This window comes from Kitasatospora sp. NPDC004272 (assembly GCF_053603035.1).
In genome coordinates this window covers 29817-47371 of sequence record NZ_JBSGET010000028.1, presented here as the reverse complement: position 1 = coordinate 47371, position 17555 = coordinate 29817, and the positions used below count along the sequence as shown (strand labels likewise).

Sequence of the window (17555 nt, the reverse complement as noted above, 5' to 3'; positions counted from 1 at the left end):
CGTAGCCGTCGGTGGCGTAGACGGTGTCGTCGTAGGCGCCCGCGTCCTGGTAGGCGGTGCCGAACGGGTCGGGGCCGGCGGGCGCGGGCTCTGCGGGGGCGGTGCCGAACGGGTCGGCGGCGGCGGGTGCGTGCTGCCAGTCGGCCGGGACGGGGGTGCCGTGCGGCGGGGTGGGCGGGTAGGCGTAGCCGCCGGTGCGCGGGGTCTCGCCCTGGGGTTGGGCGGGGATCAGCTGGTCGGCCTCGTGCCAGAGTTCGGAGTCGGCGTACAGCGGGAGTTCGCCGCCCCGGTCGGGGTGCGGGGGTTCGGCGGCGGCCCGGGGGGCGGGTTCGGCGGCCGGGCCCGCGGCGGCGGCCCGTTCGGCGGCGGTGAGTTCGGCTTCCAGGGCGGCTTCGCGGGCGTCGGCGACGGCCTGGACGGCGGCGAGCGCGCCGCGGTAGCCGGTGCAGCGGCACAGGTTGCCGCAGAGCGCCTGCCGGGCCTCGACCTCGCCGGGCCGGTGGTTGCGCTGCAGCAGGTCGTGCACGGCCATGGCGAGGCCGGGGGTGCAGTAGCCGCACTGGACGGCGCCGGAGTCGGCGAGCGCCTGCTGGACGTCGCTGGCGCCGCCCGCGCCGGAGAGGCCCTCGACGGTGCCGATCTCGCTGTCGGCGGCGAGCGCGGCGGGCACCAGGCAGCCGTTGACCAGCTGGCCGTCGACCTGGACGGTGCAGGCCCCGCACTCGCCCTGTTCGCAGCCGTCCTTGGCGCCGGCCAGGCCGAGCCGCTCGCGCAGCACGTACAGCAGGCTCTCGCCGATCCAGGCGTCGGTGACGGGCCGGTCGACGCCGTTGACCCGCAGCGTGTAGGAGGCGGTGGGGCGCACGTCGCCGGTGAGCGCCCCGGGGTGGTTCAGCAGTTCGTCCGTCACTTGAGCGCCCTTCCCAGTGCCCGGCGGGCCAGCACCGCCACGGTACGCCGCAGGCGGGCGGCGTCCGCGCCCGCCCCCTCTCCGTGCGCCCCGCCCTCGGGGACGCACGCCCCGGCCACGTACTCGCCGAAGGCGGCGAGCGCGGCGGGGTCGATCAGGACCGCTCCGTCGGCGCCGCGGGCGTCCCAGTCGATGCAGCCGGCCACCCAGTTCTCGGCCTCCAGCGGCCGCAGCGGGACGGGGGCGACGGCGCCGACGGCGCAGCGCACGCCGCGCCGGGCGGGGTCGAGGACGAGGGCGACGGAGGCGGCGGCGCGGGCCGGGCCGCTGCGGCCGGTGGACTTCAGGAAGACCTGGGGGGCGTGCAGCAGCGGGACCCGCACCCAGGTGAGGAGTTCGCCGGGGCGCAGCGGGTCGAGTCCGGTGAGCAGGTGGCTGATCGGCACGTCGCGGACGGCGCCGGGCCGGGCGAGGGTGGCGGTGGCCTCCAGGGCGGCGAGCACCGGGAGGGTGTCGCCGGCCGGGGCGCCGGTGGCGATGTTGCCGCCGAGGGTGCCGACGTTGCGCACCTGCGGGGGTCCGGCGGTGCGGGCGGCGTCGGCGAGGGCGGGGATGAGCGCGGCGAAGTCGGGGCGGTCCATCCGGGCGTGGGTGAGTCCGGCGCCGAGGACGGCGGTGCCGCCGTCCTCGTAGCGCCAGCCGCGCAGTTCGGTGATCCGGCCGAGTCCGATCAGCGCGCCGGGGCGCAGCCGCCCGGCGTTGACCGCCTCCATCAGGTCGGTGGCGCCCGCCACCGGCACCGCCCCGGGGGTGACGGCCAGCGCTTCGACCGCCTCGTCGACCGAGGCCGGCAACATGATCGTCCGGTTCACCAGGTTCCCACCGTGCTCCATTTGCAGTGCGGCCTGCCGCCCGTAGGGTACGGGCGATCGGTGCGGGTTGGGCAACTCTGGCACACAAAGACCGCTGATCATTTCCCGGGTCGCGGACAGGTCCGAACAACTCGGGACAACTCCGGACGCGGCCGCGATCAGGTCGTGTCCCGGGTGATCGGTTGTTCACCTGGTCAGGACGTTCGGACCTCGCCCGGAGTTCCCCGCCACTGACGCTCCGTCACGGGCGCCGCCGGCTCACGGGGCGGTGTTCTCGCCGGACGGTCCGGGCTTCCCGGCCAGCGGGCGGCCGACGACGCCGGGCTTGCGCTGCCAGGGGCGCGGGCCCTCCGGGCGGCGGTACTCGATGCCGAGGGCGTCCAGCCGCGGGTAGTGGCCGGCCATCCGGCGCTCGAAGCCGGCCCAGTCGCGCGCGTCCGGGTCGCGCGGCAGGTCGGACCAGGCGACCTCGGCGAACGCGGCCAGCCGGGGGAACGCCTTGTAGTCGACGTCCCGGCCGCTGTACATGAACTCGGTCCACAGGTTCGCCTGGGTGCCGATGACGTGCGCGGCGGCGGCCTCGTCGAGCTGCGGCGGGACGGGCTCGAAGCGGTAGACGTCCTCCAGGGTGCGCACCCAGCCGACCGGGACCGGCTCGTCCTCGCCGTCGGCCTGCCGGTGGTCGAGGTAGACGTGCTGCTCGGGGCACATCACCACGTCGTGCCCGGCGTTGGCGGCGGCGATCCCGCCCTCGTAGCCGCGCCAGGAGGAGACGGCCGCGCCGGGGGCGAGGCCGCCCTCCAGGATCTCGTCCCAGCCGATCAGCCGGCGGCCGCGCTCGGCCAGCCAGCGGTCGAAGTGCCGGATGACGTGGCTCTGCAGCTCGAACTCGTCCTTCAGGCCGAGTTCGGCGATCCGGGCCTGCGCGGCGGGGCTGGCCTTCCACTGGTCCTTGGGGCACTCGTCGCCGCCGAGGTGGACGAAGGTGGAGGGGAAGATCTCCAGCAGCTCCTCCAGCACGCCCTCGTAGAAGCGCAGGGTGACCTCGGAGGGGTTGAGGATGTTCTCGCTGACGCCCCAGTCGGTCCAGGTGCCGAGCGCGGCGGTGTCGACCACGTCGGTGTTGCCGAGCTCGGGGTAGGCGGCGATGGCGGCCTGGTTGTGGCCGGGCAGGTCGATCTCGGGGACGACGGTGATGTGCCGGGCGGCCGCGTACGCGACGATCTCGCGCAGGTCGTCCTGGGTGTAGTAGCCGCCGTGCGGCTGGTCGTCGCGCCGCCCGCCGGCCCGGTAGCCGACCATCGAGCGCTCGCGCCAGCCGCCGACCTCGGTGAGCTTCGGGTAGCGCTTGACCTCGATCCGCCAGCCCTGGTCGTCGGTCAGGTGGAAGTGCAGGACGTTGAGCTTGTGCGCGGCGAGCTGGTCGATGAAGCGCAGCACCCCGGCCTTGGGCATGAAGTGCCGGGCGACGTCGAGCATGGCGCCGCGCCAGCCGAACCGGGGCGCGTCGCAAACCTCCACCGCGGGCACCGTCCAGTCGGCGCCGGGCAGCGGGGCGCTGCGGTACGCGTCGGGGCCGAGCAGCTGGCGCAGGGTCTGCGCGGCGTGCGCGAGGCCCGCGGTGCTGCCGCCGGTGAGCCGGACGGCGGTGGCGTCGGCCTGCAGCCGGTACTCCTCGGCGCCGAGCGCCGGGTCGAGCTCCAGCACCAGGTCGCCGGCCTCGCCGGCCGGGGCCGGGTCCAGGTCGAAGCCGGTGGCGGCGGAGAGTTCGGCGCGCAGCCGGCGGGCGGCGGCCGCGGTGCCGGGGGCGGCGGCGATCCGGGAGCCGGCGTGCAGGACGAAGGGCGGCGCGTCGGTGCGGGTCTGGACGTGCGACGGGGCGGGGATGAGGTCCATGTGCCCCATCCTGCCCCGGACCGCCCCGATTGGCATAGACCAGTTGGGGGGTGTTTGCGCAGGTGACCGGAGGTCAGTCCTTCTTGTCGTCCCCGCCGGGGTTGTTCAGCCCGTCGAAGATCTCCTTGCACATCGGGCAGACCGGGTACTTCTTCGGGTCGCGCCCGGGCACCCAGACCTTGCCGCACAGCGCCACCACGGGGGATCCGGAGAGCGCGCTCTCCATGATCTTGTCCTTCTGGACGTAGTGGGCGAAGCGCTCGTGGTCGCCGTCCCCGTGCGAAGTCTGCGGGACGGGCTCGACCAGGGTGCCGGTGCCGAGACCGCGCTCGGGCTCAAGAGTGCTCATGGGTGCCAAGTCTATGGGGGCCGCCCGGAACCGGGCCACCACGGGAGGAGCGGCGGCCTCAGTTCAGCAGCGGGTCGTCGGGGTAGGTGGCGAGCATCGCCAGCGGCCCGCGCTGGCGGCGCAGCACCTCGCGCCAGAGCCGGTCCGGCTGGGCGCAGGAGACGTCCCCCGCCTCGCAGTCGACCAGGTGCCAGGCGCCCTCGGCGATCTCCTCCTCCAGCTGGCCGGGGGACCAGCCCGAGTAGCCGGCGAACACCCGCATCCCGCCGAGCACCCCGGCCAGCACCTCGGGCGGCGCCTCCAGGTCGACCAGGCCGATCGCGCCGTGCACCCGGCGCCAGCCGAGCGGCGCGGCGCCGTGGTCCTCGCCGGGGACGACGGCGACGGCCAGCGCGGAGTCCAGCGCCACCGGCCCGCCCTGGAAGAGCACCGCCGGGGCCCCGGCCAGCGGCGCCCAGCCGTCGAGCACGGCCGCGACGTCCACCGGCGTGGGGCGGTTGAGCACCACCCCGAGCGCCCCCTGGGCGTCGTGGTCGAGCAGCAGGACCACCGACCGGGAGAAGTTCGGGTCGGTCAGCACGGGCGTCGCCACGAGCAGTCGCCCGGTGAGCGAGGGGGCCGCTTCCATGTCTGACATCATGCCCCGTACCGGCCTTCCCGGGACACCCGGCGTCGGCGGTCGGGAGCCACCCGTCCGGCCCAGTGGCGGTGCCGCGCGACGACCCCTACAGCACGATCACCATTAGGGCACAACGCAACCAATCGCCCACCCCCTACCATCTAGTGGTGGTGAAGGGCCCTTCCCCCAACTCCGCAGCCGAAAACCTCCTGCGCACCCGGATTGCGAGAACGATGACCGACGACGTCCTGCTGGTCCACGGCGGTAACCCGCTCGAAGGCGAGATCCAGATCCGCGGCGCCAAGAACCTGGTCCCCAAGGCCATGGTCGCCGCGCTGCTCGGCCAGGGCCCCAGCAGACTGCGCAACGTGCCGGACATCCGGGACGTCAAGGTCGTCCGCGGCCTGCTGCAGCTGCACGGGGTCACCGTCCGCACCGGCGACGAGGACGGCGAGCTGATCCTCGACCCCTCGCACGTGGAGGCCGCCAACGTCGCGGACATCGACGCGCACGCCGGCTCCTCGCGGATCCCGATCCTGTTCTGCGGCCCGCTGCTGCACCGCCTCGGCCACGCCTTCATCCCGGGCCTGGGCGGCTGCGACATCGGCGGCCGGCCGGTCGACTTCCACTTCGAGGTGCTGCGCCAGTTCGGCGCGACCATCGAGAAGCACCCGCAGGGCACCTACCTGGTCGCCGCCCAGCGGCTGCGCGGCACCAAGATCGAGCTGCCCTACCCGTCGGTCGGCGCGACCGAGCAGGTGCTGCTGACCGCGGTGCTCGCCGAGGGCGTCACCGAGCTGCGCAACGCCGCGATCGAGCCGGAGATCGTCGACCTGATCTGCGTGCTGCAGAAGATGGGCGCGATCATCTCGCTGGGCACCGACCGCACCATCCTGGTCACCGGCGTGGACGAGCTCGACGGCTACACCCACCGGGCCCTGCCGGACCGCCTGGAGGCGGCCTCCTGGGCGTGCGCGGCGCTGGCCACCAAGGGCGACATCTACGTCCGGGGCGCCGAGCAGATCCCGATGATGACCTTCCTGAACACCTTCCGGAAGGTCGGCGGCGCCTACGAGATCGACGACGCGGGCATCCGGTTCTGGCACCCGGGCGGCGAGCTCAAGGCGATCGCCCTGGAGACCGACGTGCACCCGGGCTTCCAGACCGACTGGCAGCAGCCGCTGGTGGTGGCGCTGACCCAGGCCACCGGCCTGTCCATCGTGCACGAGACGGTGTACGAGTCGCGGCTGGGCTTCACCGGGGCGCTGAACCAGATGGGCGCGCACATCCAGCTCTACAGCGAGTGCCTGGGCGGCACCCCGTGCCGGTTCGGGGCGCGCAACTTCAAGCACTCCGCGGTGGTCTCCGGCCCGTCCAAGCTGATGGGCGGCGAGCTGGTCATCCCCGACCTGCGCGGCGGCTTCTCGTACCTGATCGCGGCGCTGGCGGCCGAGGGCACCTCCACGGTGCACGGCATCGACCTGATCAACCGCGGCTACGAGAACTTCATGGACAAGCTGCGCGACCTGGGCGCGCACATCGAGCTGCCCTCGGCGGCCGAGCTGGCCGAGCTGGCCGGGGTCCAGTTGACCGCCTGAGCGGCCCGGGAGAAGCCGGTGGCCCGGACCCCCGAGGGGGTCCGGGCCACCGGTGCGTTCAGCTGCGGGGGGTCACTTGCCCTTCGCGGCTTCCTTCAGCTTCGAGCCGGCGCTCACCTTGACGCTGAAGCCCTCGGCGATCTGGATGGGCTCGCCGGTCTGCGGGTTGCGGGCGGTGCGGGCGGCGCGCAGGGTGCGCTCGAAGGTCAGGAAACCGGGGATGGTGACCTTCTCGTCGCCCTTGGCGACGACCTCGCCGGTGATCTCGGCGAAGGCGGCCAGCACGGCGTCGGCGTCCTTGCGGGTCACCTCGGCACGCTCGGCCAGCGCGGCCACCAGCTCACTGCGGTTCATGTGTACTCCTGTGGTCTGTTGCTCTGCCGTGCGCGGAGGCATGGCCGGTCCGCGCGACGGTGCTCGTTCAGGCGAGGGGTGGTCAGGGGCCGGGCTCGCACCGCGAAGCGCCGCAAACTGCCCGCCTGGGTACGAATCCTGCCCCGACCGGCACTGAGAAAGCCAATCGGGAACCGGCGTGGTTGACCCGAACAGCGCCCGCCGGACGGAGGTGTGACGCTCCGTCGGCTCCGGCAGCGGCCGGAGCGGGCGGCGGTCGGGGTGACACGCCGTGTCGCGACCGGGGACGTACCGTACTTGTCGGACACGCCTCCCCGCCGCAGGGCTACCGTACGCCCTGGCACCGACAAGCCCAAACACGCCCCTTGCCCTTGTGTCGCAAGGGCTCCGGCGCCCCCGCGCGCGGCGGGGGCGCCGGAGCCGCCGAGCTCAGAGCCGAACGGCCGGGAAAGCACCGGTGTCGAGCGTCCCGACGATGCCCGGGGTGGGCCGCTCCGGGGCCGCCTCGGCGTCGCCGCGGGCCGCCAGCGCGGCGTCCCGGACGGCGGCGGCGACGGTCTTGGCCACGCCGGGGTGGAAGACGCTGGGGATGATGTAGTTCGGGTTCAGCTCGTCGTCGGTGACGGTGGTGGCCAGCGCCCGGGCGGCGGCCAGCATCATCTCGGTGTCCACGCTGGCGCTCTGCGCGTCCAGCAGGCCGCGGAAGACACCCGGGAAGACCAGCACGTTGTTGATCTGGTTGGGGAAGTCGCTGCGGCCGGTGGCGACCACCGCGGCGGTCTGCCGGGCCACCGCCGGGTCGACCTCCGGGTCGGGGTTGGCCAGCGCGAAGACGACCGCGTCCTTGGCCATGGTGGCCAGGTCGTCGCCGTCCAGCACGTTCGGGGCGGAGACGCCGATGAACACGTCGGCGTCGGCCACCGCGTCCTTGAGGGTGCCGGTGCGGCCGGAGCGGTTGGTGTTCTCGGCGATCCAGCGCAGGCTGCCGTCCAGGTCGTCGCGGCCCTCGTGGACCACGCCGCGGACGTCCGCCACGGTGGCGTGCGCGACGCCGGCCGCCATCAGCAGCTTGAGGATCGCGGTGCCCGCGGCGCCGGCGCCGCTCATCACCACCCGGATCTCGCCGATCTCCTTGCCGACCACCTTCAGCGCGTTGGTCAGCGCGGCCAGCACCACGATCGCGGTGCCGTGCTGGTCGTCGTGGAAGACCGGGATGTCCAGCGCCTCGCGCAGCCGGGCCTCGATCTCGAAGCAGCGCGGCGCCGAGATGTCCTCCAGGTTGATGCCCGCGAAGCCCGGCGCGATCGCCTTGACGATCGCCACGATCTCGTCGGCGTCCTGGGTGTCCAGGCACAGCGGCCAGGCGTCGATGCCCGCGAACCGCTTGAACAGCGCCGCCTTGCCCTCCATCACCGGCAGCGCGGCCTTCGGGCCGATGTTGCCCAGGCCCAGCACCGCGGAGCCGTCGGTGACCACCGCGACGCTGTTGCGCTTGATGGTCAGCCGGCGGGCGTCCTCCGGGTTCTCGGCGATCGCCATGCAGACCCGGGCCACGCCGGGGGTGTAGATCATGCTCAGGTCGTCGCGGTTGCGGATCGGCAGCTTCGAGGACATCTCGATCTTGCCGCCGAGGTGCATCAGGAAGGTGCGGTCGGAGACCTTGCCGATGCTCACGCCGTCGATGGTGCGCAGCTTCTCGACGATCTCCTGGCCGTGCCCGACCGAGGACGCCGCCACGGTGACGTCGATCCGCAGCGCTTCGAGGCCGGAGGCCGTGACGTCGAGACCGGTGACCGAACCGCCGGAGGACTCCACCGCGGTGGTGATCGAGCTCACCGCGTTGCCGGTGGCCGGGACCTCCAACCGGACAGTGATCGAGTTCGAGACACTGGGCACCGTCGCCATCGACGTTCCTTCTTCCTGAATCAACAAAGTGTTGAAGTTCATGCCGCTCGGCATGCTAGACCTCGATGGTCGCACCGACCAAGGGCCCGCCAGAAATAACGTGCGTTGAGTGTGCGGATCCGACAAACCGACCGGTCCGGACCTCGTTCTCCTTGCCCGTCCGCGCAGATGCGTTACATTGGAACGGCACCGGCTCGATCCAAGCCCCCGGGCCCAACCTTCGTCCCTTCGAGGGACCACTTGCCGCGAGGCGAGCATGGCGGGTCGGTGTTCAACGTGACGGAGGCCCCCCACCCGCAGGTGGGGGGCCTCCGTGCTTCCCGCCGCTACTTCAGCAGCGCGGGGACGCCCGCGGCGTCCGGCAGGTCGTCCGGGCCGGAGAGCACCGTCAGCCGCTGGGTGGCCCGGGTCAGCGCCACGTACAGCACCCGCAGGCCCGCCTCCGACTCCCCCGCGATGCCGGTCGGGTCGGCCACCACCGTGGCGTCGTACTCCAGTCCCTTCGCCTCCAGGCTGCCCAGCGCGACCACCCGGTCGCCCAGCCCGGCGGTCCAGGTGGCCGCCTCGGCCCGGCGGTCCATCGGGACCACCACCGCGACGGTGCCGTCCACCTCGCCCAGCAGCCGCTCCAGCTCCGCCCGGGCGGCCGCGCCGAACGCCGCCGCCGACGGCTCGCGGACCGCCGCGAACCGCGGGTGCGCGCCGGTGGCCCGCACCGCGGTCGGCGACGGGGTGCCCGGAGCGGCCAGCTCCAGCACCTTCGCCGCCACCTCGGCGATCTCCGCCGGGTTGCGGTAGTTCACGGTCAGCGTGTGCCGGCGGCGCGGCTTGCCCGCCAGCACCTCGTCCATCGCCGCCTGCGCCTCCTGCGGGAACGGCCAGGAGGACTGCGCCGGGTCGCCGACGATCGTCCAGGTCGCCATCCGGGAGCGGCGCCCGATCATCCGCCACTGCATCGGGGTGAGGTCCTGCGCCTCGTCCACGATCACGTGCGCGTACTCGCGCCGCTCCTCCGGGACGCGGTCGCGCTCGCGCTGGCGGTACGCCCGCTCGCCGTACGTGGTGACCTCGTCCAGGCCGGTCAGCAGGTCGACCGCGTCCACCTCGCGCACCTTCGGGCGGGCCGGTTCGCCGAGCAGCACCTGCAGCTCGTCCACCAGCGCCACGTCGTGCGCGGACAGGCCGCCCGCGCCGCGCTCGTCCAGGTGCCGCCAGGACGCGGCGAGCAGCCGGGACTCCTCCGGGGTGACCGCGCGGCGGGCGATCCGGTTGGTGTGCCGGTGCTGCTTCAGGGTGGCCAGCACCCGGCGCGGGGTCACCGCGGGCCACCAGGCGTCCAGGAAGTCCAGGAACGGGGCCTCGTCGGACACGTACTCGTCGAAGGACTCGCGCTCCTCCTGGCGCTGCTCGCGCTCCGCGTACGTGGTCGGCTTCGGCAGGTCGCGCACCGCCTCCGACCACAGCGCGTCCAGCAGTAGGCGGCGGGCCCGCGGGCGCAGCAGGTTCAGCGGCGTGCCGCCGCCGCCCACCACGTTGCCGCGCACCGCCTTCAGGCGGCCCGCGTCCAGCCGCAGCGCCCGGCCCCGGGCGAACACCTTCAGCTCGGTCGGCGCGCCCAGCTCCAGGGCCGCCCGGGCGGCCCGGCGCAGCAGCTGCACCATCCGCGCCGAGCCCTTGATCCGGGCGGTCTCCGGGCTGTCGTACCGGGACGCCTCGATCCCGTCCACCAGGCTGCCGACCGCGCGGATCGCCACCTGGCCCTCCTCGCCCAGCGACGGCAGCACGCCCTCGGTGTACGACACCAGCAGCGCGGTCGGGCTGACCACCAGGATGCCGCCCGCGTACCGGCGGCGGTCCTGGTAGAGCAGGAACGCGGCCCGGTGCAGGGCCACCGCGGTCTTGCCGGTGCCGGGGCCGCCGGTCACCAGGGTGGCGCCCGCGGCGGCGGCCCTGATCACCTCGTCCTGCTCCTTCTGGATGGACGAGACGATGTCGCGCATCGAGTGGCCGCGGGCCCGGCCCAGCGTCGCCATCAGCGCGCCGTCGCCGACCACCGCCAGCTCCTCGCCGCCCAGCGTCGGCGCCAGGTCGGGACGGAGCAGGTCGTCCTCGACGCCCATCACCTTCCGGCCCTTCGACCGGATCACCCGGCGCCGGATCACCCGGCCCGGCTCCAGCGGCGTCGCCCGGTAGAACGGCGCCGCCGCCGGGGCCCGCCAGTCGATCACCAGCGGACCGAACTCGGCGTCCAGCACGCCCAGGCGCCCGATGTGCAGGCTCTCGGCGACGGCCGGGTCCGCCGGGTCCAGCGGCGTCTGGGACGGGATCCCGTGCTCCTCCGGCGCGTCGGCCTGCTGGAGGTCGATCCGCCCGAAGAGGAAGTCCTCGAACTCGTTGTTCAACCGCTGCAGGTGGGCACCGGCCCGGTACACCTGCGCGTCCCGCTCGGCGAGCGCGCCGGGCGTGCCGACCTGCACCCGCTTGGCGGCGTCCTCCAGGATGTACTCCGCCTCGGCCAGCTTCTCCTCCAACCGCTGGTAGACGGTGTCGAGGTGGCGCTGCTCACCCGCGATCTCGCGGTCGCGGACAGTGTCGGATCGGTGCTCGGCGGAACCGTGCGCGCCCAAGGAGCCCCCAAAGGTGCGGAGAAAAAGGCGGACGGAAGATCTTACAGGGAAACCGGACACCTTTCCGACGGCGGGAGAGCACAGTTAGGGGCTCGGGGAACGGCGAGCCCGTGCTGCTGGCGGCCGGAGCCCATCGGAGGTCGAGGCTGCTGCGTGTCCGTGACAGAACCGGAAGCAGGTGCGCGCTCCGGCAGTGAACCTCTCGCAGACCCGGGCTCGCCGTTCCCCGAGCCCCTGGTGGTTGCTCGACCGAGCCCCTGGCGGGGCTCCCGGTCAGTGGTCCAGGGTCAGCCGGTAGCCGCGCTTGACCACGGTGGTGATCAGCCGCGGCGCGCCGAGCGCCTGGCGCAGACGGGCCATCGCCGTCTCGACGGCGTGCTCGTCGTCGCCGCTGCCGGGCAGGGCGCGGAGCAGGTCGGCGCGCGGGACGACCCAGCCGGGGTGGCGGGCGAGGGTGCGCAGCAGGGCCATCCCGGCCGGGGGGACGGGGCGCAGGTGGCCGTCGACGAGGGCGGCCTGGCCGCGCAGTTCGAGGGTGTGCCCGGCGACGGGCAGCCGGCGGGCGCGTTCGGGGAGGGCGGTGGTGAGGGTCTGGACCATGGCGCCCAGCCGCATCCGTTCCGGCCAGACGGTGGGCACGTCGAGCTCGTCGAACGGGGCGGAGGTGACCGGGCCGACGCAGACCGCGAGGACGTCGCGGCGCAGGGCGTGCAGCAGCTCCTCGGTGCGGCCGCGTTCGGCAGCCCGGTCGAGCAGGCTGATCGCGGCGGGCGCGGAGGTGAAGGTGACGGCGTCCAGCGCGCCGGCGCAGGTCGCGTCGAGGAGGCGGTCGAGCGGGCCGAGGTCGGCGGGCGGGAGCCAGCGGTAGACCGGGACCTCGACGACGTCCGCCCCGGCGGCGCGCAGCGACTCGACGAAGCCGGGCAGCGGGGCGCCGTGCAGCTGGACGGCGATCCGGCTGCCGTCGACGCCCCGGTCGAGGAGGTGGGAGAGCACCTCCGCGGAGGACTCGGTGGCGGCGGAGAAGGACTCGCGCAGTCCGGCGGCGCGGATCGCGCCCTTGGCCTTGGGGCCGCGGGCGAGCACGGAGCCGTGGCCGAGGGCGGTGCGCAGGTCCTCGCCGAGGTCCCAGCCGTCGGCGGCCTCCATCCAGCCGCGGAAGCCGATGCCGGTGGTGGCGACGGCCAGGTCGGGCGGGTCGGCGATCAGGGCGCGGGTGGCGGTGTTCAGTTCGGTGTCGTCGGCGAGCGGGACGATCCGCAGGGCGGGGGCGCGCAGCACGTTCGCGCCGCGGCGCTGGAGCAGGGCGGTGAGTTCGTCGGCGCGGCGGGCGGCGGTGATGCCGATGGTCCAGCCGGCGAGCGGGCCGCTGTCGGCGGGCTCGGGTTCGTCCTGCAGGCGTCGGGTCGGGTCGGCCATGCGGTGTCGTCCTCTGGGGTGCGCCACCCCCCGGGTGTCCTGGCTGGGGACGGAGGGGCGGCGGTCGGTCGGGTGGGTGGTTGATCAATCGTGGCCGGTCGCGGTGTCACCCCCGGGTCGCACCGATTACCGGCGTGTTTCACTGCCGGTCAGGGCGGTCCCGGGGGTGTGACGGTGGTTCAGACCTGTGCGAGGGCGGGTACGTCGGTGCTGGCCGCGGGGGCGGCCGGGCGGCGGAGGTAGACGGTCCAGGTGAGGGCGAAGCAGACGGCGTAGGCGGCGAGGAAGGAGACGAAGGCGGGGGTGCCGGACTTGGCGATCAGGAAGGACTCGCGGAAGGCCAGGTTGATGAAGAGCCCGCCGAGGGCACCGACGGCGCCGATCACGCCGATCGCGGCGCCGGACATCATGCGGGACCAGGCGGCGGCGTCCTCCGGGGCGGCGCCGGCCGCGATCCGGTCCTGGGCCTTGGCGTCGAAGATGCCGGGGATCATCTTGTAGGTGGAGCCGTTGCCGAGGCCGGCCAGCGCGAACAGGGCGACGAAGCCGGTGAGGAAGACCGGCAGCGAGCGGATCGACGAGGCGTAGGTGACGACGCTCGCGGCGGCGGCCATCGCGGCGAAGTTCCACAGGGTGATCCGGGCGCCGCCGAACCGGTCGGCGAGCTTCCCGCCGAGCGGGCGGATCACCGAGCCCAGCAGCGGGCCGAGGAAGGTGAGCTGGGCGGCCTGCAGCGGGGTGCGGCCGAACTGGTTCTGCAGCACCAGGCCGAAGGCGAAGGAGAAGCCGATGAAGGAGCCGAAGGTGCCGACGTACAGCACCGACATCAGCCAGGTGTGCTTCTCCCGGACGATCGCGGCGAGCGAACCGGTGTCGGCCTTCATCGGGGCGAGGTTGTCCATGAACAGGGCGGCGCACAGCGCGGCGACCACGATCAGCGGCAGGTAGATGCCCAGCACCAGGCGGGGGTGCCCGGCGCCGGCCCAGGAGATCACGGCGAGCGAGACCAACTGGATCACCGGCACCCCGATGTTGCCGCCGCCCGCGTTGAGGCCGAGCGCCCAGCCCTTGTGCCGGGCCGGGTAGAAGGCGTTGATGTTGGTCATCGAGGAGGCGAAGTTGCCGCCGCCGAAGCCGGTGAGCGCCGCGACCAGCATGAAGGTGGTGTACGAGGTGCCGGGGTGCATGACGTACGCGGCGGTGAGGGTCGGCAGGAGCAGCAGCAGCGCGGAGACGACCGTCCAGTTCCGGCCGCCGAAGCGGGCGACCGCGACGGTGTAGGGGATCCGGACGAAGGAGCCGACCAGGGTGGGCATGGCGACCAGGAAGAACTTCCCGGCCGGGTCGATTCCGTACTCCTTGCCCATGAAGAGCACCATCACCGACCACAGGCTCCAGATCGAGAAGCCGATGTGTTCGGAGAGCACCGAGAAGGCGAGGTTGCGCCGGGCCGTGCGGCGCCCGGTGGACTCCCAGAAAGCGGTGTCCTCCGGGTCCCACTGCTGGATCCAGCGGCCGCCGGTCCTGCCGTTCGTGGTGGTGCCGTCCATGGGCTCGCTCCTTCGAGTGCGGGTGTTCTGGACCCTGTGCCTCTGACGCTAGGAGCCCACGATTTCGGGTTCGTTGTGCGGTGTGAAGGGTGCGGAACCGTCCTCTCACCCGCCGCCGGCCCGCCGTGTGAGGGTCCGGGAACGCACGAGAGCCGCCCTCCGGAGCGGAGGGCGGCTCTGCGATGCACATGGGGTGGTGGAGATGCCGGGAATCGAACCCGGGTCCAGTGAAGTGGATTCAGGACTTCTCCGAGCGCAGTCCGCTGTGATTTTCTCGGCCCTGGCGGTCACGCGGACAAGCCGCCAACAGGCCCAGTCACTGTTTGGTTTCCCCGCCACCCCCGCGACCGGGGTGGAAGGTTGAGTTCCCTAGATTATGCCAGGATCCGGGTCGGGAACGCCCCGGGCTGACACCCATTCACTTTCGCAGATCAGGCTGCGAGAGCGAACTGCTGGGAATCGCGCTTAGAGTTGGCGATTATTTTTTTGCGACAGATGGTTAACGAGATCATTGCCGCGTTCCTCGGCTCGCTTCTCCTGTTTCGACTGTCACTGTCGAAACCGATCATCCCCATGTTTTTTTGACAAACAGCTCCGGCGGGAGGCGGACCGCCCTCCGGGTGATGCGCTGCCCATAGTACTCAACCGGCCCGTCAAGGGTCCAGCGCATTAACCGCGGGCGGCGGTTCAGCCCTGGCCGGTGCGGCGGCGGACGGCGGCCACCGCGCGGTCGGTCTCGCGGCGGTCCTGGCGCTCGCGCAGGGTCTGCCGCTTGTCGTACAGCTTCTTGCCGACGGCGAGGGCGAGTTCGAGCTTGGCGCGGCCGTCCTTGAAGTACAGGGACAGCGGGACCAGCGTGTGGCCGGTCTCCTTCACCTTGGACTCGATCTTGCGGATCTCCATCTTGTGCAGCAGCAGCTTGCGCTTGCGCCGCGCCGAGTGGTTGGTCCAGGTGCCCTGGGCGTACTCGGGGATGAACACGTTGTCGATCCAGGCCTCGCCGCCCTGGACGTACGCGTAGCCGTCGACCAGGTTGGCCCGCCCCTCGCGCAGCGACTTGACCTCGGTGCCGGTGAGCACCATGCCGCACTCGTAGGTGTCGAGAATGGTGTACTCGTGCCGCGCCTTCTTGTTCTGCGCGACCAGCTTCTTGCCCGTTTCCTTTGCCATAGCCCGGCCATTCTCGCACCTCGGCGGCGCGCTCGGCAGCCCCTTTACGGCGCGGCGGGGCCGGCGGGCGCCGTGGCGGGCCCGGCGGAGGCCCCCGGGCCGGGGGACGCGGCGGGCGCGGCGGGGTCGGCGGGCCCGGCGGGGGCTCCGGGGGCGGGCGTCGAGGCGGCGGGGGCGGCGGTGGACGCGGGGGCGGGCGTCGAGGCGGCGGCGGGCGCGGTCGGTCCGGAGTCGCTCAGCCCGTCCAGCACCTTGAGGGCGAGCGCCTCCGGGTCCTCCCCGGCGGCGGGCACGTCGGGCTGGAAGCCGGTGCCGTCCGGGGAGCGGCCGGCCGGGGTCCGGTAGTGGCCGACGGTGAGTTCCAGCACCGAGCCGTCGGCGAGCCGGCTGGGCTGCTGGACGGTGCCCTTGCCGAAGGTGCGGCTGCCGACCAGGACGGCCCGGCCGCGGTCCTGGAGCGCGCCGGCCAGCAGTTCGGCGGCGCTCATGGTGCCGCCGTCGACCAGCACCACCAGCGGGACGGCGGTGCTGCGGCCCGCGGCGGCGGTCAGTTCGCGGTGCTCGCCGTTCGCCTGGTAGCTGGCCACCGGCCCGCCGTCGAGGAACACCGAGGCGGTGTCGACGGCCTCCTCGACCAGGCCGCCGGAGTTGCCGCGCAGGTCGAGCACGACGCCCCCGGCGCCGGCCGCGGCGGCCCGCACCTGGTCGCCGACGCCCTCGGTGAAGGCGTGCACGGCGATCCGGGCCACGCCGGGCGCCGGGCGGTCGGACTCGACCTCGCGGGCGGCCAGTTCGGCCCGGGTGAGGGTGAGTTGGCGCACCGGGCCGGTCCCGTCCAGGACGCCCACGGCGACCGCGCTGCCGGCCGGTCCGCCGCGCAGCCGGGAGACCAGTTCGGTGACCGGGAGCTGTTCGGCGGGCGTCCCGTCGACGGTGACCAGCCGGTCGCCGGCCTCGATCCCGGCCCGGGCGGCGGGCGAGCCGGGCAGCACCTCGGCCACCAGGGTGGGCCCGCCGGCCTCCCGGTCCACGCTCAGTCCGACGCCCGCGTACCGGCCGCCGGTGAGGTCGGCGTACTGCTGCGGGCTCAGGTAGGCGGCCCACCGGTCGCCGCTGTCGCCGACCAGCTGCCGGGCCTGCTGCGGGGTCAGGTCGGCCCCGGCGAGGTCGGCGGTGGGCGGGAGGGCCTCGGACGACGAAGGGGCCCGGGTCGAGCCGTCCGGCTCTCCCCAGGCCCCCGAGGCCGCTCCGGCGAACAGCACCGCGCCGAACACCAGGCCGAGCGTCATCCCCTGGCGTACCCGCGGTGCTGTCGGCATGCCTGCGAGTCTAGGCGGGCGGGCGCGCCGTCCGGTAGCACCGACGGTGCGTCAGACCTTCAAGTACTTGCGGAGGGTGAAGAACGCGGCCACCGCCGCCATCCCCATGCCGACCACCACCAGCAGCGGGATGACCGACAGCACCGAGGACAGGCCGATGAAGGTGATGAACTGCACCTTCTTGGCGAGCCAGTGCTGGACGAAGAAGTGCCCGCCCAGCAGCAGTGCCGAGGCCAGTGCCGAGCCGAGCAGCGCGGCGAACGCGGCCTCCGCGATGAACGGCATCTGCACGTAGAAGTTGGAGGCGCCGACCAGGCGCATGATGCCGGTCTCGCGGCGGCGGCTGAACGCGGACACCCGGACGGTGTTGACGATCAGCAGCAGCGCGACGAACAGCATCATCACCATGATCACGAACGCCGCGGTCTGCAGGCCGCGCAGCAGGCCGAACAGGTTCTCCAGGATCTTGCGCTGGTCGTCGACCGACTTGACGCCCGGCTTGCCCGCGAAGGCGCTCTGGATCACGTCGAACTTGGTCGGGTCGTTCAGCTTGACCCGCCAGGACTGCGGCATCGCGTCCGGGCCGACCGCCGCCAGCAGCGGGTTGTCCGGGTTGCTGTCCTTGAAGTGCTTGTACGCCTCCTGGGAGGACTCGTACGTCGAGCTCTGCACCAGCGGCGTCATCTTGTCCAGGTCGGCCTTCACCTGGGCGACCTGGTCGTCGGTGGCCGCACCCGCCGCGCACTGCGGCACGTTGTGGTCCGCCTTGATGCAGAAGTAGATGCTGACTTCGACCTTGTCGTACCAGTAGTCCTTCATGGAGTTGACCTGGTCGCGGACCAACAGCGAGGCACCGGCGAGGGCGAGCGACAGCGCGACACTGACCACGACGGCGATGGTCATGGTCAGGTTGCGGCGGAGACCGACGCCGATCTCCGACAGAACGAACTGGGCGCGCATGCTTCTC

Annotated in this window: 13 protein-coding genes, 1 other RNA gene and 1 pseudogene; 1 reads left to right on the top strand and 14 read right to left on the bottom strand. The window is 73.1% G+C overall.

Going from position 1 to position 17555, the window contains the following annotated elements:
• Positions 1–280: 280 nt before the first annotated feature.
• The 5 genes and pseudogenes from ACWEO5_RS11920 to ACWEO5_RS11900 all read right to left on the bottom strand — a co-directional run.
• Positions 281–859: pseudogene (locus tag ACWEO5_RS11920) on the bottom strand ((2Fe-2S)-binding protein); the annotation flags it as partial.
• Between the two features lie 47 nt (positions 860–906).
• On the bottom strand, positions 907–1803 hold the full coding sequence (locus ACWEO5_RS11915) for an FAD binding domain-containing protein (RefSeq protein ID WP_344551202.1): 897 nt from the start codon (positions 1801–1803) through the stop codon (positions 907–909).
• A gap of 237 nt (positions 1804–2040) precedes the next feature.
• Positions 2041–3678, bottom strand: coding sequence for a beta-N-acetylhexosaminidase (locus tag ACWEO5_RS11910; RefSeq protein WP_452162273.1), 1638 nt, complete (start codon positions 3676–3678; stop codon positions 2041–2043).
• A 73-nt stretch (positions 3679–3751) separates the two neighbouring features.
• On the bottom strand, positions 3752–4027 hold the full coding sequence (locus ACWEO5_RS11905) for a DUF3039 domain-containing protein (protein ID WP_030459614.1): 276 nt from the start codon (positions 4025–4027) through the stop codon (positions 3752–3754).
• A 58-nt stretch (positions 4028–4085) separates the two neighbouring features.
• Positions 4086–4655 (bottom strand): YqgE/AlgH family protein, encoded by a 570-nt coding sequence (locus ACWEO5_RS11900; RefSeq protein WP_452162272.1) that lies wholly within the window; start codon positions 4653–4655, stop codon positions 4086–4088.
• A gap of 224 nt (positions 4656–4879) precedes the next feature.
• On the opposite strand from ACWEO5_RS11900, the gene murA reads away from it, so the two are divergent.
• Complete coding sequence (gene murA, locus ACWEO5_RS11895) at positions 4880–6244, top strand: UDP-N-acetylglucosamine 1-carboxyvinyltransferase (protein WP_344551196.1); 1365 nt, start codon at positions 4880–4882, stop codon at positions 6242–6244.
• Between the two features lie 72 nt (positions 6245–6316).
• Here murA and ACWEO5_RS11890 read toward each other — a convergent pair whose 3' ends face one another.
• From ACWEO5_RS11890 to ftsX, 9 genes are all read right to left on the bottom strand, one after another.
• Positions 6317–6598 (bottom strand): HU family DNA-binding protein, encoded by a 282-nt coding sequence (locus ACWEO5_RS11890; protein WP_014136004.1) that lies wholly within the window; start codon positions 6596–6598, stop codon positions 6317–6319.
• A 429-nt stretch (positions 6599–7027) separates the two neighbouring features.
• The gene (locus ACWEO5_RS11885) at positions 7028–8503 is read right to left on the bottom strand and encodes an NAD-dependent malic enzyme (protein ID WP_344551195.1); all 1476 of its coding nucleotides are present in this window, start codon (positions 8501–8503) and stop codon (positions 7028–7030) included.
• Between the two features lie 326 nt (positions 8504–8829).
• Complete coding sequence (locus ACWEO5_RS11880; protein WP_452162271.1) at positions 8830–11130, bottom strand: HelD family protein; 2301 nt, start codon at positions 11128–11130, stop codon at positions 8830–8832.
• A 273-nt stretch (positions 11131–11403) separates the two neighbouring features.
• The gene (locus tag ACWEO5_RS11875) at positions 11404–12549 is read right to left on the bottom strand and encodes a uroporphyrinogen-III synthase (RefSeq protein ID WP_452162270.1); all 1146 of its coding nucleotides are present in this window, start codon (positions 12547–12549) and stop codon (positions 11404–11406) included.
• 179 nt (positions 12550–12728) lie between these two features.
• Complete coding sequence (locus tag ACWEO5_RS11870) at positions 12729–14099, bottom strand: nitrate/nitrite transporter (RefSeq protein ID WP_452162269.1); 1371 nt, start codon at positions 14097–14099, stop codon at positions 12729–12731.
• Positions 14100–14293: 194 nt separating this feature from the next.
• Positions 14294–14672, bottom strand: a transfer-messenger RNA (tmRNA) gene (ssrA, locus tag ACWEO5_RS11865).
• Positions 14673–14786: 114 nt separating this feature from the next.
• Positions 14787–15269: an SsrA-binding protein SmpB gene (gene smpB, locus ACWEO5_RS11860; RefSeq protein ID WP_344551190.1), complete on the bottom strand. Its 483-nt coding sequence runs from the start codon at positions 15267–15269 to the stop codon at positions 14787–14789.
• A 44-nt stretch (positions 15270–15313) separates the two neighbouring features.
• Entirely contained in the window at positions 15314–16588 is a 1275-nt protein-coding gene (locus tag ACWEO5_RS11855; protein WP_452162268.1) for a S41 family peptidase, read from the bottom strand.
• 51 nt (positions 16589–16639) lie between these two features.
• The gene (ftsX, locus tag ACWEO5_RS11850) at positions 16640–17548 is read right to left on the bottom strand and encodes a permease-like cell division protein FtsX (RefSeq protein WP_344551188.1); all 909 of its coding nucleotides are present in this window, start codon (positions 17546–17548) and stop codon (positions 16640–16642) included.
• Between the last annotated feature and the right edge of the window lie 7 nt (positions 17549–17555).

What these genes read in the sequence shown, in the direction of transcription:
- murA (WP_344551196.1), top strand. Translation starts at nt 4,880, where the DNA reads ATGACCGACGACGTCCTGCTGGTCCACGGCGGTAACCCGCTCGAAGGC.
- ACWEO5_RS11900 (WP_452162272.1), bottom strand. Translation starts at nt 4,655, where the DNA reads ATGGAAGCGGCCCCCTCGCTCACCGGGCGACTGCTCGTGGCGACGCCC.
- ACWEO5_RS11885 (WP_344551195.1), bottom strand. Translation starts at nt 8,503, where the DNA reads ATGGCGACGGTGCCCAGTGTCTCGAACTCGATCACTGTCCGGTTGGAG.
- smpB (WP_344551190.1), bottom strand. Translation starts at nt 15,269, where the DNA reads ATGGCAAAGGAAACGGGCAAGAAGCTGGTCGCGCAGAACAAGAAGGCG.
- ACWEO5_RS11905 (WP_030459614.1), bottom strand. Translation starts at nt 4,027, where the DNA reads ATGAGCACTCTTGAGCCCGAGCGCGGTCTCGGCACCGGCACCCTGGTC.
- ACWEO5_RS11910 (WP_452162273.1), bottom strand. Translation starts at nt 3,678, where the DNA reads ATGGACCTCATCCCCGCCCCGTCGCACGTCCAGACCCGCACCGACGCG.
- ACWEO5_RS11855 (WP_452162268.1), bottom strand. Translation starts at nt 16,588, where the DNA reads ATGCCGACAGCACCGCGGGTACGCCAGGGGATGACGCTCGGCCTGGTG.
- ACWEO5_RS11890 (WP_014136004.1), bottom strand. Translation starts at nt 6,598, where the DNA reads ATGAACCGCAGTGAGCTGGTGGCCGCGCTGGCCGAGCGTGCCGAGGTG.
- ACWEO5_RS11870 (WP_452162269.1), bottom strand. Translation starts at nt 14,099, where the DNA reads ATGGACGGCACCACCACGAACGGCAGGACCGGCGGCCGCTGGATCCAG.
- ACWEO5_RS11875 (WP_452162270.1), bottom strand. Translation starts at nt 12,549, where the DNA reads ATGGCCGACCCGACCCGACGCCTGCAGGACGAACCCGAGCCCGCCGAC.
- ACWEO5_RS11915 (WP_344551202.1), bottom strand. Translation starts at nt 1,803, where the DNA reads ATGGAGCACGGTGGGAACCTGGTGAACCGGACGATCATGTTGCCGGCC.
- ftsX (WP_344551188.1), bottom strand. Translation starts at nt 17,548, where the DNA reads ATGCGCGCCCAGTTCGTTCTGTCGGAGATCGGCGTCGGTCTCCGCCGC.